Consider the following 14,017-nt stretch of genomic DNA (forward strand, 5'->3'; position numbering starts at 1 on the left):
GCGCGGGGTTCCTTCCAAAGGGCGCGATGGGGTACGGCGCCGGGGGTAGACCTCGGTCCCGGCGTCGCAGAGAGGTGGGTTCAGCGGCGGCGGGTGGCGCGCACGACGACGTCGTGCAGCGAGACCGTCTGGCCGCCGGGGCCGGGAACCGGGCGCTGGTGCTCCTCGGCGGTGACGATCTGCCAGTCGGCCGTATCGAGGCCGGCGGTGATGTCGGCGAGGGTGACCGTCGCCTCCGCGGGATGGTGGTGCCCGAGCCCGAGCCCGAGCCCGTGGTCGGTGTGTAGGTGCCCGACGATGAGCAGGATGCCGCCGGGCGTCACCCAGTCGCCGATGCGCTGGTAGAAGGCGAGTTGCGGCATCGCGGGGTGCGCGTAGTGGGTGGTGACCAGGTCGAAGCGCATGCCGGGTTCCCAGGCGGTCAGGTCCGCCTCCACCCACCGGATGGACTCCGCCAGCCCGCTGGCGGTGGCGCGGTCGGCGGCGCGGGTGAGGGCGTCGGCGGAGATGTCGGCGGCGGTGACCTGCCAGCCGTGGGAGGCCAGCCAGATCGCCTCGGCGCCCGCGCCGCACCCGGCGTCCAGGGCGGTGCCTGGTGCCAGGCCGGCGGTTTCCTGGGCCAGGTAGGGGTTCGGTGGGTTGCCGGCCATGGAGCCGGGCCGGTCGCCGTGGGTCTGCTGCCAGTGCTGCTGCCAGTAGGCCTTGTCGAAGCTGTGCGTCATCGCAGGCTCTCCGCGTTCGTCAGGCGGGCGACCGCCCGGTCGGTGTCCTCGGCGACGAGGTCGGCGTTGAGATGCGCTGCGGCGCGGGCGCCGTCCGCGGCGGCCGCACCGACCTGGGCGGCCAGATCGGTGGCGTTACCGGCCACCCAGACCCCGGGCACCGAGGTCCGGCCGGTCTCATCAGCAGCGATGAAGGAACCCACCGGGTGCTGCGTGGCGGTGATGCCGATACCGGCCAACACTTCGGCACGGGCGACCATCCGCGACGCCGCCGCCACCGTCTCGACGGGCACGACCCGGTCGTCATCGAGGCGGACACCGGCCAGGCGGTCCTCGACGATCTCCAGCCCAGCGACGCCGCCAGCGATCACCGCGATGCCGAGCGCCTGCAGCTTGACCCGGTCCTGGTCGCTGAGGTCCTGGTCGCGGGTGAAGTACCGCACGTCGTTGCTCAGCTGCCGAAACAGCAGCGCCTGGTGCACCGACATCGGCCCCGTAGCGAGCACACCGATCGCGTGGTCGCGGACCTCCCACCCGTGGTGGTATGGGCAGTGCAGCACGTCGCGGCCCCACCGTTGCCGCAATCCGGCGATGTCCGGCAGCTCGTCGACCAGGCCGGTGGCGATCAGCAACCGGCACGCGTGCACAACAGCACCGTCGCGCATCATCACCGCAAACCCCAGCGACGTGCACGACACGTCAGCAACCTCCGCGGAGATGATCTCGCCGCCGTAACGGGTGACCTCGTCACGGCCCCGCTCGAGCACTTCAAGCGGGCTCAGCCCGTCCAGCGCCAGCAGACCGTGCACCGCCTGCGCCGGCGCGTTACGCCGCGCACCGGCGTCCACGACCGTCACCCGCCGCCGCGAACGCGCCAGGATCAGCGCCGCGCTCAACCCGGCCGCGCCGCCACCGACCACGACCACGTCCCGCACGATCTCTGCCTGCTCCACCATCTAACCTGCCCTTTCACCCTCGTCGCCGGTCATGACTCGATCCTGAGCGGCCTGGCGAAAATGTGCAAAGATCTTTGCCGAATGGCAAAATGGGGGTGTGGACGAGAACCTGGACCGCACCCTCGACGCGGTCGGCCCGCGGCTGAAGCAGTTGCGGCAGCGCCGCAACATCACCCTCACCGATCTGGCCGAGGAGACCGGCATCTCCGTCAGCACCCTCTCGCGACTCGAAGCGGGCCTGCGGCGCCCGACGCTCGAGCAGTTGCTCCCGCTCGCTCGCGCCCACAGCGTCACCATCGACGAACTCGTCGACGCTCCGTTGACCGGCGATCCGCGGATCAACCTGCGCCCTATCGCCGCCGGCGACGGAGTGACGATCCTCCCGCTGACCCGCAGACCCGGCGGTATCCAGGCCTACAAGTTCGTCCTGCCCACCGGTGACGACAACCGCGTACCCGACCTGCGCACCCATGAGGGCTACGACTGGGTCTACGTCCTCAACGGCACCCTGCGCCTGGTCCTCGGCGACGACGACCTCACCCTGCACCCCGGCGAAGCCGCCGAGTTCGACACCCGCATCCCCCACTGGTTCGGCGCCACCAGTGCCGGGCCCGTCGAGTTCCTCAGCCTGATTGGCAGACAAGGCGAACGCGCACACGTACGCGCCACACCAAAATCAGGCACGTCCCAATGAGCAGCAGAACTGCCGCCCACCTCCCCTCCAGACTCCGGCAAGTGGCACGCCCTGCTCTCACATAGACCCTGCCGACCAATGAGATGAAACGCCTCGGCCGCGACGCCGCCGAACTCACCGCCCTCGCCGACCACCTCGTCGCACACGGCCTGGTCCTGGAGATGCTCGCCGGACCCCTGCCCGGCATCTACGACCCGACCGGGCCGGGCCGGATCCTGTTCGCCTTCTTCGCCGCCCTCGCCGAGACCGAACGCGACAACATCCGCGAAGGCACCCTCGAAGGCCTCGACGCTGCCGCCCGGCAAGGCAAACACGGCGGCCGGCCGCCGGTGATCACCGAAGACATGCTGCACACCGTGCTGCGTCGACGGGCCGCCGGCGAGACCGTCGAGCAGATCCAACCGGACCTGATCATCCCGACCGGCAAACGCAAAGGCCGCAGCCCTAGCGTCGCCAGCATCTACCGCGCGCTCGCCGCGCACGAGAAGGCCCAGGCGTACCCGGGCGCGGTCGAGCAAGCCCAAGCCCAGCATGCGGAGCGCGCCAGCGACGGCCTTCCAACGATCGTGCGCCCCCGACCTGCCCGCGTCCTCGACCCGATCAACACCGAGCCGGCCGCCCGAATCCAAGGCCGCCCCCTCGACCGGCCCGAGTAGCCCGCTCTTCGCACATCCCACATACCGGAAGCACGGGAACACCACGAAGAGCTCTCCGGCCGGCTGCCCCCGTGAGGCACTTGCCGCAGGTACAGGCCTAGATCAACTGCTTAGCGTTGTTTTTGGTCCGGAAACTACGGACGGGCCACTTCGACGTCGAGCCCGAACATCGTTGGCAGCTGATTATCGGATTACCGGTAACTACAATCCGATAATTCACGCCACAAAACGGGCATACCGGCACTGCATCATAATGACAGTTCTTGGGTATCAGCAGAAAGGACTATTGTTGTGAGATGGTCAAGATGTGCCTCCGCTGTTACCAGGAACGCCCCCTGGACAGCTTTCGGAAGGGTGACCGCGAACTGGTCTCCTGTGCGCCCTGCCGGGAGTACGCCCGCGGCAACAGCTACAAGAACCGCCGAGCTCAACCAAGCAAGGTTCGGGCGGACAATCTCTGGGCCCTGTATCGCATCCGGCCTGAGGAGTACGACGCGCTGCGCGAGGCCCAGGCCTACCGGTGCGCCATCTGTGGGATCCACGAAAGCGAGATCACTGTGGGCTCACGAGGGCGGCCGCGCCTGGACGGCACGCCAAACGCCGAACCGTTCCGACTGGTCGTCGACCACTATCACGCTTCCAAGAGGGTTCGTGGACTACTGTGCGGCCCCTGCAACGCCGGCCTCGGCGGATTCCGCGACGATCCGGCGCTGCTGACAGCGGCGGCGCGTTACCTGCTCAATTAGGAGAGATCGACGCCTGCGGGCGGATGGCAGGGCACCCTCGACGCCGCCCCTGGTGAGATGAGCATCGAATTGACGCGAAGGACTTCGCTGGCTGTCACGCCGGCGGTCGGGCGGGTCGATGAGTTACCAGACCCGACCTTCCTCAACCCAGAGCAAGTCGTCCGCGGCGCGCGGACCGGTCGATCCCATCGTCCGGCACCGATAGGGTGATCGCGTGGAACAGGACGAACGGCTCCGGCACGCTTCGTCGTTCGGCGCGGCGGCTACCGCGTACGCCGAGCACCGTCCGGACTATGCGCAGGCCGCGGTGCGCTGGGCGCTCGAACCCGCGCCCGGCTTGCGAGTGCTCGACCTTGGCGCCGGAACCGGCAAACTCACCGCCACGCTGGTCGCGGTGGGCGCCGACGTCACCGCGGTCGAGCCCGACCGGGCGATGCTGACCGAATTGCGCCGCGCGCTGCCGACGGTCCGTGCCCTGCCGGGTAGCGCCGAGGCGATACCGCTGCTGGACGCGTCCGTCGATGCCGTGCTGGCCGGCAACGCCATGCACTGGTTCGACATGGCCGTCGCGGGACCCGAGATCGCCAGGGTGCTCGCACCCGGCGGCATCCTGGCCGGCCTGTGGAACGTCATGGACGACCGGGCCGACTGGGTTGCCGGGCTCGCGCGGGTCAGCGGGAGCGCGGCCATCGGCCCGCGTGACACGCCTACCAGCTGGCGCGCCCAGACGGCAGACATGCACCTTCCGAAGACCGGTGTGGCCGCCCGGTTCGGCTCGCCGGAGCAGGCCGAGTTTCCGCACGGACAGCGCCGCACCGCCGACTCCCTCGTGGCGACACTTGCCACCAGGGCGGGGATGCTGGTCATGCCGGAACCGGAACGCGAGGCCACGCTCGGTCGCATCCGCGCCTTCCTCGCGAGCAGGCCGGAGACCGCGGACGGCGAGTTCACCCTCCCGATGCTGACCTGCGTGCTGCGCGTCCGGCGGCTGTGAGAGGCACCCGCAGCGAAACGTCTTGACCTGCCCGGGCGATCGCGTCCCGTCACGACCCCGCACTCGCGGTGGACCGGTGCGGGAGCGCGACGAGGGACGGCGTTGAGCTTCGACGCGTCGGTGGCGCCGCCGCCAAACTGCGCGACCAGATCAGCCAGGTGGCCCGTCTGGCGGCGTCGCCACCGTGCGCGGTGTCGTCTCTGATCGGCTCATCGCAACTGCCGCAGACCGTCGTCGACGGGAACCTCGGGTCGGCCCGGCACCGGCGCCGTGGTCGCGTAGAGGGTGTATCGGCCGTCTCCGTCGTCCATCGCGGCGAGCAGGCGGGTGCCGTCGGCCAGGATCACCGTCCACAGTCCTGCCGGTTCCGTGTCGCCGTACAACACGTAGGCGTCGAAGTGGGCGGCGAACCGCTCGGCGAACTCGCGGCGGCCGACTCGGGCGGCCAGTCGGCCCTCGATGCCGACGCTGAAGCCCATCGCGAAGTGACCGCCGACCTGGCGGTAGGTGCAGAAGGCGGCGAACACCACGTGCGCCGGGACGTTCGCCAACTCCTCGGCGATCAGGTCCTCATGGGCCACGAACACCTCGCGCTCGCCGATCTCGAAGCAGTCCAGGAGGAACGCCCGCAGCTCGGTCGCCGGAACCAGGCGGGACGACAGGCCGTCGTAGCCCGTGGCCTCCGCTCGCGTCACGATCACCTCCCCGTGCGGCGCATCGACAGGTCAACGACCGTAGCAGTGCGCACGTCGGCTGGCACCGACGCCGCGTCCGCCTGGCATCAGGTCCGCGCGCCACCCAGGCCGAGCAGGACGGCGAGCCCCAGGGCGCTGCGCGGCGCGTACGGCAGACGCCACAGGCCGCCGTGCGCCGCGCCGTACGCCTCGTCCTGCCACGGTTGGGCCTGTGGGGGGCCACCGGCGCGCAGGTCGTGCACGAGCATCGCGGCCATGAGGGTGTTGCTCGTCGCCGGGTCGAACACCTCGACGCCGAAGCGGTGCGCCCCGGCGTACGCGGCGGCGAGCGCACGGTTGCGTAGCACGGAGCGGGTCCGGGTGGGTGGCGCCACGGTGAACGACACGGTGGCGCCCTCCTCCCGGGCGACGGTGGCCCGCCAGCGTTGCAGCCGCTTGGCCAACGCGTAGTTCGGGCCCTGCTGCGGAACGAGGCTGTCGTTGATGCCCGGGTCGGCGCCCGGCGGATAGTTGCGGTGCAGGAGCCGACCGGCGGAGGCGACCCGTAGCGCCTTGCGGGCGACTCCCCGGCGGGCGTAGCCCTGCTCGGCGTGGAGTACCGCGTCGGCGGGCACGGCGAAGACGTCGGTGGGCGTGGCCAGGAACGCCAGCGCCACGCCGTCGCGGCGCTGCTGAAGGTGTCGGGTGAGGGCGTCGACCGCCATGGCGACCCGCACGTTGGTCGCCCCGTCGGCGTAGACGTAGTTGCCCAGCACGAGCCGTCCGTCGACGCCGAGCAACCACTGGGCGACCTGTGGGAGCCGGTGCAGCAGGTCCGCGCCGGCGTGGGCGGCCAACGCCTGGTCGTCGCCGGCTGTCGTGCCGGGCCGAACCGGCAGGTGCAGTCGGCCGGCGTGGCGGCGGGTGGTGTGCAGCAGGCGTCGCCAGATCTCCGGTCGGGGCAGGTCGACGGCCACGACGTCGCCGCCCCAGCGCAGCAGCGACGGCAGCGGCCCCATCTCGGCGCCCGCGCCGAGCACGACGACCCGCTGGTCGCGCAGGTCCAGCCAGTCCGGGTTCGCGATCACCGCGCCGACCGCCTCGGCGCAGGAGGGCTCGATGACACCGGCGGTGACCCAGGCGTCGAGTCGCCGGCGCAGGTCGTCGCCGCGCAGCCGCCGTCCCCGGTAGGGCAGCGAGAGTTCCCGTTCGGCCTGCCCGGCGCCGGTGACCGTCGCGGTGGCCAGCGGCTCGTGGCCGTCGGGGGACGAGAATGCCTCGCCCAGGCCGGTTTCCCGGCCGTCGTCAGCGACCACCGTCATCCGGGAGTGCAGGGATGCCAGCCCGTCGCGGGCGATGGTGAGCGCGGCGTCGCGGGAGAGCAGCCCCGCCTCGATGAGCCGCCGGAAGTGCCCGAGGTAGCCGTGCCGCCAGTTCGTCTCGTGCTCGGCCGCGCGGGCGCCGACCGGGTCGACGCCACGCAGGGCGTCGGCGACGACGGCGCGGCCGAGCGCGGAGGTGCTGCGCCCTGCGTCAGTCAGGGGAAACACCACACCGCTGGGACCTTCCATGGTCACCGCCCTCCGGTCATCGGCCGTCCTCGGTCAGGGTGCCACTCTGCCGTATCCCGGGCCGACCCGCACGGCTGGTCACGCGCCGCGGATCCAGCGCATTGGTTAAAGAACGCCGACGGGGCGGCGTACGCCGACGGGGTGTCGGTGTACGCCGCCCTCGGGCGGAACGAGCCGGGAGGCGGCCCGTGCTGTCATGGCGGTTATCTCGGGTCGCGGTTGAACTTCGACGTGGACCAGAAGTAGCCGAGCACCGCGAGACCCAGGCACCAGGCGACCGCGAGCCACCCGTTGTGACCGATCCCGGTGCCGAGCAGCAGACCGCGCAGGGTCTCGATGGCGGGCGTGAACGGCTGGTACTCGGCGATCGGCTGGAACCAGCCGGGCATGGCATCGACCGGGACGAAGGCGCTGGACAGCAGTGGCAGCAGGATCAGCGGCATCGCGTTGTTGCTGGCGGCCTCGGCGTTCGGGCTGACCAGGCCCATGCCGACCGCGATCCAGGTCAGCGCCAGGGCGAAGAGGACGAGCAGCCCGAACGCGGCGAGCCACTCCACGGCGCTGGCGTCGGTGGACCGGAAACCGATGGCCACGGCGACGGCGCCCACCAGGACCACACTCATGACCGACTGGAGGACGCTGCCGATGACGTGACCGACGAGCACGGATCCGCGGTGGATGGCCATGGTGCGGAAGCGGGCGATGATGCCCTCGGTCATGTCGGTGGAGACGGACACGGCGGTGCCGATCACGGTGCTGCCGATCGTCATCAGCAGCAGGCCGGGGACGAGGTAGGCGATGTACGCGCGGCGGTCCCCGCCGCCGATGCCCGCGCTCATCGTGTCGCCGAAGATGTAGACGAAGAGCAGCAGCAGCATGATCGGGGTGAGCAGCAGGTTCAGGGTCAGCGACGGGTAGCGCCGCGCGTGCAGGAGGTTGCGGCGCAGCATCGTGGACGAGTCGCGTACGGCGAGGGTGAGGGTACTCATCGGACGGTCTCCTTGGGCTGGTGGGTGACGCGGGCGGCGCCGGTCAGGGCGAAGAACACGTCGTCGAGGTCGGGGGAGTGCACCGTCAACTCGTCGGCCTCGATGCCGGCGGTGTCCAGCCGGTCGAGGATCGCGCGCAGCTCGCGCTGGGTGCCGTCGCTGGGGATCTGCAGGGTCAGCGCCTGGTCGTCGCGCAGGGTGTCGCGCAGCGCGCCGGCGGCGCGCTCGTACGCCGTGGGGTCTTCGAAGCGCAGTTGGACGTGTCCGCCGGGGATGAGTCGCTTGAGTTCCCCGGCGGTGCCCTCGGCGGCGATCGTGCCGTCGTTGAGCACGGCGATGCGGTCGGCGAGCTGGTCGGCTTCCTCCAGGTACTGGGTGGTGAGGAATACGGTGACCCCGTCGAGGACGAGTTCGCGGATGATCTGCCACATGTTGTGGCGGCTGCGGGGGTCCAGGCCGGTGGTCGGTTCGTCGAGGAAGATGATCCGCGGGTTGCCGACCAGGGTCATGGCCAGATCGAGGCGGCGCTTCATGCCGCCGGAGTAGGTGGAGGCGGGCTTGCGCGCCGCGTCGGTGAGGTCGAAGCGCTCCAGCAGGTGTACGGCCCTGCGCCGCCCCTCGCTCTTGGACAGGTGGTGCAGGTCGCCCATGAGCAGCATGTTCTCCTCGCCGCTGATCAGACCGTCGACGGCGGAGAACTGACCGGTGACGCCGATCGCGGCGCGTACCGCCTGCGGGTCGGCGGCGAGGTCATGGCCGCCGACGCGGATGGCGCCCGAGCCGGGGCCGGGGGAGATGAGCGTGGAGAGGATCTTCACGGCGGTGGTCTTACCGGCGCCGTTCGGGCCGAGCAGGGAGAAGATCGTTCCTTCCGGGACGGCCAGGTCGACGCCGTCGAGCACGACCTTGTCGCCGTAGGACTTGCGCAGCCCGTTCGCCGCGATGGCCAGGTTCGTCATGATGAGTGCTCCTTCTCTACAGGCTGCGGGCGGTGATGTCGCCGTGGTCGGTGGTCGCGTGGATGCTCAGGCCGGCCGCGGCGCCGTCGCTGTTCAGCAGCGCGTTGTGGATCCGGCCGTACCCGGTGCCGGCGTCCAGGGAGGCGGAAACCCCGCGGGCGGCGCCGACCGTCACGCCGCCCATCTGGGTACGCAGCACGACCGTGCCGGAGGTGGCCTCGACGACGTGGATGTCACCCTTCATGGTGCTGATCTCCGCGGGGCCGGTGAGGCGGCCGACCGTGACGTCACCGGCGAGGGCGGTGAGGCGGACGCTCGCGGCCTCGTCGATCTTGATCGCGCCGTGCGCGCCGTCGACGGTGACGTCGCCGAGCCGCCCGACGCCCCGGAACTCGGCGGCGGCCGCCTTCGCCTCGACCTTCGAACCGGCGGGCAGCTGCACCGTCACCTCGATGGAGCCGGACGCGCCGAGGATCTGGTTCTTCGCCGACGCCTCGATGCGCAGGACGCCGTCGCCGTACTCCACCCTGGTCTGCTCCGCCGCCTTCACGTCGCGGCCCTTCGAGGCGTTCGCGGGCCGGACCTCGACCGTGGTGTCGGCCCGGTCGGCGGCGATGAACTGCACGCGCCCCGCCGGAATGTCGAGGACCGCGGAGATCGGGGTGGGGGTGTCGAACTTCTGCATCGTGCTCTCCTTCAGCGCTTGTTTCTGACACCGGAAACGCTACGTTGCGTTCGCAAGACAGGCAACGACTTTGTTGCATGCAGCCTGAGTTACCGCAGGTAAAAGGCCATTAATCGTTGCAACGGTTCTGGATTTAACGCAACGCGACCGATCGCGCTCGTTGCATTGGATGACGAGTGAACGCTATGCTGGGGGCATCAACGAAGCGGGAAGGGGAGATCGCGATGCCGGGAGGCAGGCTCACCCAGCAGGAACGCCAGCAGATCGCGCTGGGGCTGGCCGACGGGCTCGCCTACGCCGAGATCGCCAGACGTCTCGACCGCCCCACCTCGACGATCACGCGTGAGGTCATGCGGAACGGCGGGCCCACCGCCTACCGTGCCGAGCTGGCGCACCGCGCCACCGAACGCCGGGCCCACCGGCGCCGGCCGGCCGCTCCCCGAGGGCCGCAGGCGCCCGCGCAGGCCGAGGCCGTGCGCGAGCACGAGGAGGCATTCACCACTCTCCTCATGCAACAGGGCCTGCCCAAGATGATGTCCCGGGTGCTGACCTGCCTCTACACCACCGACGCGGGCAGCCTCACCGCGTCCGAACTCGTCCAACGCCTCCAGGTGAGCCCGGCGTCCATCTCCAAGGCGACCACGTTCCTGGTGAGCCAGGGCCTCATCCGCCGGGAACGCGATGAGCGCCGCCGGGAGCGCTACGTCGCCGACAGCGACGTCTTCTACCAGGGCATGGTCGCCGCCGCCCAGGGCCACGCCCAGCTCGCCGAGACCGCACGGCAGGGCGTCAGCATCCTCGGCCCCGACACCCCGGCCGCCGCCCGCCTGGAGAACATCGCCCGCTTCGTCGACTTCGTCGGCGAGAGCATGCTGCGCGCCGCGGAGCAGGCCCGCGGCATCCTCTACACGAAACCCGGAACGACCGCAGGCAACGACACAGCGGTCACGGATCGGTAGGAGAGCTGCGGGTCAGGCAGCTGCGCCCACGGAACGCCCACCGACCGCAGAAGGCGGCTTCCGCACCGCGGCGAGCGGTGACGGGATGACCAGCTCGACGTTGCGGTCGGCCCGCGTACCACGCCGGAAGTCGCTCCTGTCCTGCCAGTCGTTGGCGGACAGTTCCCGGGAGAGCGCGGCGAGTGCGACGGTGCCCGAGAGCCCGTCCGCGGCGACCGGCCCGCCGTGGTCGACGATGGTGCAGAACGCGGAGAGGGTGCCGTCGAGGTTTTCGACCAGCTCGATGATCCGGGACTGCTCGGGCCAGTCGATGTGAGCCGCGGTGTTGACCTCCCAGAACCCGCCACCGATGACCGCGCCGGCCGGACGTGCATGCGGCAGCACCTCGTTGCGGTGGGTGTGCCCGTTGACCCAGAGAATGACGTTGGGGTAGCGCAGCAGCAGCGCCCGCACCTGCTCACCGCCGATCCGGTCACTGCCGGCCGGTACGTTGTCCATGCTGCGGACAGTGTGGTGACTGAAGATCGCGACGTACTTGTTCGCCCGGCCCGGCCGGGTGACCGTCGCGCCCGACGGTGACAGCCAGCGGCTGCTCGCCGCCTGCAGTTGCCGCTCCAGCCAGGCGTACTGGGCGGGATCGATCGAGCCGTTGGGCCCGCCGGCGCTGTTGACCGTGTCCAGGACGATGCCGCGCATCCGGCCGGCGTCGAAGGTGTAGTACGCGGTGGCGTCGGCGATGTTCGTCCGGGTGAAGCCGTGCCCGACCGGCGTGCCGGTCGTGGCGAAGTGTTCGGCAACGGTGGTGGCCCGGTCCACGATGCGCCGGTCGGGGTCGGGGGTGACGAAACGGCGCCCGCCGGAGGAGAGCATGAGCGCCACCGCGGCCGGGTCCTGGGCGAGCAGCCCGCCGATGAACTGGATCTGAGCCGGGATCGGCGCCGCGAGGATCGACGGTGGCAGGCTGGTCAGCTTCAGCGGGCCGGTGGCCAGCTGTTGCAGCAGCGCAGAGGCGGGCACGTTGCCCTGGACCAGGCCGTCGTGATTGCCGTAGACGGAGTACCAGGGCACGCCGATCCCGGCCGCCCGGAACGGGGCGCGGGCCGCGTCGAGCAGGCCCGGTACGACGGGGAAACCGTAGGCCGCGCTCGCCTGGCCTGCGCCCGTCTCGGGGTGCCAGTAGTACGGATCCGGCACGACGTCGTCCGCCACGCCCTCGTACCGGGTCGGGTCACCGGAGTCGGGCCGGACCACAGCACCGTCGAGCAGGTCGATGTACCAGCGCAGTTCGTTGTGCTGACAGTTGTCGGTGTTGTCGCCGGTGACGACCGCGAACCGCACCGGCGCGCCGGTGAAGGGACCCGAGCGCACCCGCCGCAACTGTCGGATCATGGCGTCGCCCACCTGGGCGCTGAGCAGCTCCTGCGGCCGGTACGCGCTGCTCAGGTCGTCCAGGCCCGGCAGGCTGCCGTACCTGTCGAAGAACTCGAACCGCCCCGGCGACTGCGCGTCGAGCACATGCAGGTCGGACAGTTGCGTGAAGCAGGTCAACACCCGGCCGGTGAAGCGCGCACGCTCGCACGGAGCCCCGCCGAGGTCGGCGCGGACGAGGAACGGCTCACCCTCGGCGAGCCGCAGCCTGGCGTAGCCGCCGGCGCCCGCCGGTCCACGGACGATGGTGTGCTCCAGAGTGGTCCCGGCGATGCGCGGTGCGGGCTTGGCCAACGCCTGCCGGGACGGGAACGGATCGAGGGCGGCGGCACCGGCGCCGCCGAGCATTCCTGCGAGTATCGCTCTCCTGCTGAGCGGCATGATCGCTCTCCTTCCGTCGCGGCGAGCCTCGATGCACGCCGGAAGGGAACCGGCGGCTGTAGCGGCGCCACGGACAGCGTCAGATCAATGGAAGAACGATCGCGCTCGACACCCGCCGGCGCAATAGTCCGAGTTCACTAATCTGGTCGGGTGCTGTCGCAGGTAACGGGCCCGCGCCAGCCACGGGCGAGCGGTGACGTGACGGGCAGACCCGTCGCGTGGACGGGCGACACCGCCTGGTCGCTCGGCAGCGATGATGGGCACGTGCCGTCACTCGTCGAACCGGCCCTGACCGCCGGGGCCATCAACGCCAGACCCCAGCCCCGACTCACCGCGGACGCGGGGCTGGTGCTGCGTCCCTGGCGGGAAGGAGACGCCGAGGCGGTCCGCGCGGCGTTCGACTGCCCGGACATTCAACGCTGGCACGCACGCCGGTTGGACAGTGACGGCGAGGCTCGGCGGTGGACGGCGCAGTGGGCCCGCCGCTGGCAGGCCGAGACGGACGCAAGCTGGGCACTCGTAGGCGATGACGACCGGCCGGTCGGCCAGGTGGGGCTGCGCGGGATCCTGCTGACCGAGGCGTCGGCGCAGCTGTCGTACTGGGTGACGCCCGCCGCGCGGGGCCGGGGGCTCGCGGTCCGGGCGGTCGAGGCGCTGACCCGCTGGTGCTTCGGGCACGCCGAGCTGCACCGGCTCTCCCTGGAGCACTCGAGCGCCAACACCGCCTCGTGCGCCGTCGCCGAGCGGGCCGGCTTCGCCGTCGAGGGAACGCTGCGCGCGGCGGTGCGCCACGCTGACGGTTGGCACGACATGCACGTCCACGCCCGGCTGCGCACCGACCCGCCGGGCGTGGACCGCGCGCCGCGACCGGGTACGACGGTACGGTTCCGGGGGTGAACACGGGAACCACCTTGCGACGGCCGAGCACCGCCACCCTCGACTACTACCTGCTGCACGCGGAGGCGGACGAGGCCCGGGCGACCGGGCTGTGGATCGAGGAGTTCGTCCTCTCCGACGACCTCGGCGCGGCGCGACTGCGCAGCACCGGCTGGGCACCGGGCGACGATGGCTGGTCGAGTTCGGCCGCGTTCGCCCGCGCGATCCGCACCGACCCTGAGCTCCGCGCCCGCGTGACAGCCATCGACCGGGCAACCGCCGAGGCGACGTACCGCAGGCTCGGCGGGGGAGACCTGCCCGACGAGGAGGCGTTGCGCGGCCGGTTCCGCGACGACTCCCCACTGCACTCCGCCGCGCCGCTGCGGCTGGGCACCGGTCCCGACGTGCACCGGGTCCTCTTCGCCGGCGCGCCGGACGCCCACCAGATCGCGCGCCTGAGTGCGCTGCTGCGGCTGGACGGCACCCCGGGCCCCGACGGTGTGCGACCCGGTGTGGTCGGCACGGGACGGCTGCGGGTCGACGACACGAACTTCCGCTGGGACCTGCGACGGCTGGGCCCCGGCATCGCCTGGTGCATCGACGTCCACTCCGAACGACCCGGCGCCGATGCCCTGCGCTGGTTGCTGCGCCAGCTGCTCGACGCGGGTCGCGGCCACGGTCTGCTACCCGTGACGGTCGAGCGCCTCTCCTGAGCGCCACCGCGAGG

The 14,017-nt window shown here is 71.1% G+C and carries 15 protein-coding genes; 7 read left to right on the forward strand and 8 right to left on the reverse strand.

The annotated features are described in order from the left end of the window. Positions 1-80 precede the first annotated feature (80 nt). Both ACFOW4_RS05410 and ACFOW4_RS05415 read right to left on the reverse strand, forming a co-directional pair. On the reverse strand, positions 81-722 hold the full coding sequence (locus ACFOW4_RS05410; RefSeq protein WP_377525061.1) for a class I SAM-dependent methyltransferase: 642 nt from the start codon (positions 720-722) through the stop codon (positions 81-83). Continuing rightward, positions 719-1,678, reverse strand: a complete 960-nt coding sequence (locus ACFOW4_RS05415) for an NAD(P)/FAD-dependent oxidoreductase (protein ID WP_377525063.1) — start codon at positions 1,676-1,678, stop codon at positions 719-721. The genes ACFOW4_RS05410 and ACFOW4_RS05415 overlap by 4 nt, the downstream gene beginning before the upstream one ends. A gap of 97 nt (positions 1,679-1,775) precedes the next feature. Between ACFOW4_RS05415 and ACFOW4_RS05420 the strand changes: the two genes are divergently transcribed. The 4 genes from ACFOW4_RS05420 to ACFOW4_RS05435 all read left to right on the forward strand — a co-directional run bounded on the left by ACFOW4_RS05420 (position 1,776) and on the right by ACFOW4_RS05435 (position 4,768). Beyond that, the gene (locus ACFOW4_RS05420) at positions 1,776-2,372 is read left to right on the forward strand and encodes a helix-turn-helix domain-containing protein (protein ID WP_377525064.1); all 597 of its coding nucleotides are present in this window, start codon (positions 1,776-1,778) and stop codon (positions 2,370-2,372) included. An 83-nt stretch (positions 2,373-2,455) separates the two neighbouring features. Further along, complete coding sequence (locus ACFOW4_RS05425; protein ID WP_377525066.1) at positions 2,456-3,028, forward strand: recombinase family protein; 573 nt, start codon at positions 2,456-2,458, stop codon at positions 3,026-3,028. 296 nt (positions 3,029-3,324) lie between these two features. Beyond that, positions 3,325-3,774, forward strand: coding sequence for an endonuclease VII domain-containing protein (locus ACFOW4_RS05430; protein WP_377525068.1), 450 nt, complete (start codon positions 3,325-3,327; stop codon positions 3,772-3,774). Positions 3,775-3,988: 214 nt separating this feature from the next. Further along, positions 3,989-4,768 (forward strand): class I SAM-dependent methyltransferase, encoded by a 780-nt coding sequence (locus tag ACFOW4_RS05435; RefSeq protein WP_377525071.1) that lies wholly within the window; start codon positions 3,989-3,991, stop codon positions 4,766-4,768. A gap of 209 nt (positions 4,769-4,977) precedes the next feature. On the opposite strand, the gene ACFOW4_RS05440 is transcribed toward ACFOW4_RS05435, so the two are convergent. From ACFOW4_RS05440 to ACFOW4_RS05460, 5 genes are all read right to left on the reverse strand, one after another. Beyond that, positions 4,978-5,463 (reverse strand): hypothetical protein, encoded by a 486-nt coding sequence (locus tag ACFOW4_RS05440; RefSeq protein ID WP_377525072.1) that lies wholly within the window; start codon positions 5,461-5,463, stop codon positions 4,978-4,980. Positions 5,464-5,549: 86 nt separating this feature from the next. Next, on the reverse strand, positions 5,550-6,992 hold the full coding sequence (locus ACFOW4_RS05445; RefSeq protein WP_377525074.1) for a hypothetical protein: 1,443 nt from the start codon (positions 6,990-6,992) through the stop codon (positions 5,550-5,552). 224 nt (positions 6,993-7,216) lie between these two features. Next, positions 7,217-8,002, reverse strand: a complete 786-nt coding sequence (locus ACFOW4_RS05450) for an ABC transporter permease (protein ID WP_377525075.1) — start codon at positions 8,000-8,002, stop codon at positions 7,217-7,219. Further along, complete coding sequence (locus ACFOW4_RS05455; RefSeq protein WP_377525077.1) at positions 7,999-8,961, reverse strand: ATP-binding cassette domain-containing protein; 963 nt, start codon at positions 8,959-8,961, stop codon at positions 7,999-8,001. The genes ACFOW4_RS05450 and ACFOW4_RS05455 overlap by 4 nt, the downstream gene beginning before the upstream one ends. Before the next feature lie 16 nt (positions 8,962-8,977). Further along, positions 8,978-9,646, reverse strand: coding sequence for a DUF4097 family beta strand repeat-containing protein (locus ACFOW4_RS05460; protein ID WP_377525078.1), 669 nt, complete (start codon positions 9,644-9,646; stop codon positions 8,978-8,980). 224 nt (positions 9,647-9,870) lie between these two features. Here ACFOW4_RS05460 and ACFOW4_RS05465 point away from each other — a divergent pair, with 224 nt between their 5' ends. Continuing rightward, positions 9,871-10,605: a helix-turn-helix domain-containing protein gene (locus tag ACFOW4_RS05465; protein WP_377525080.1), complete on the forward strand. Its 735-nt coding sequence runs from the start codon at positions 9,871-9,873 to the stop codon at positions 10,603-10,605. 12 nt (positions 10,606-10,617) lie between these two features. Here ACFOW4_RS05465 and ACFOW4_RS05470 read toward each other — a convergent pair whose 3' ends face one another. Beyond that, a complete protein-coding gene (locus ACFOW4_RS05470; RefSeq protein ID WP_377525081.1) occupies positions 10,618-12,414 on the reverse strand; it encodes a TIGR03767 family metallophosphoesterase in 1,797 nt (598 codons plus the stop codon). A 198-nt stretch (positions 12,415-12,612) separates the two neighbouring features. On the opposite strand from ACFOW4_RS05470, the gene ACFOW4_RS05475 reads away from it, so the two are divergent. Together ACFOW4_RS05475 and ACFOW4_RS05480 are read left to right on the forward strand one after the other, a co-directional pair. After that, positions 12,613-13,311 (forward strand): GNAT family N-acetyltransferase, encoded by a 699-nt coding sequence (locus ACFOW4_RS05475; RefSeq protein ID WP_377525083.1) that lies wholly within the window; start codon positions 12,613-12,615, stop codon positions 13,309-13,311. Then, positions 13,308-14,003 carry a hypothetical protein gene (locus tag ACFOW4_RS05480; protein WP_377525085.1) on the forward strand — a complete coding sequence of 232 codons (696 nt, stop codon included), beginning with the start codon at positions 13,308-13,310 and terminating at the stop codon, positions 14,001-14,003. The genes ACFOW4_RS05475 and ACFOW4_RS05480 overlap by 4 nt, the downstream gene beginning before the upstream one ends. Positions 14,004-14,017: the final 14 nt, after the last annotated feature.

The organism is Micromonospora sp. GCM10011542 (assembly GCF_042650685.1).
Classification (GTDB): Bacteria; Actinomycetota; Actinomycetes; order Mycobacteriales; family Micromonosporaceae; genus Micromonospora.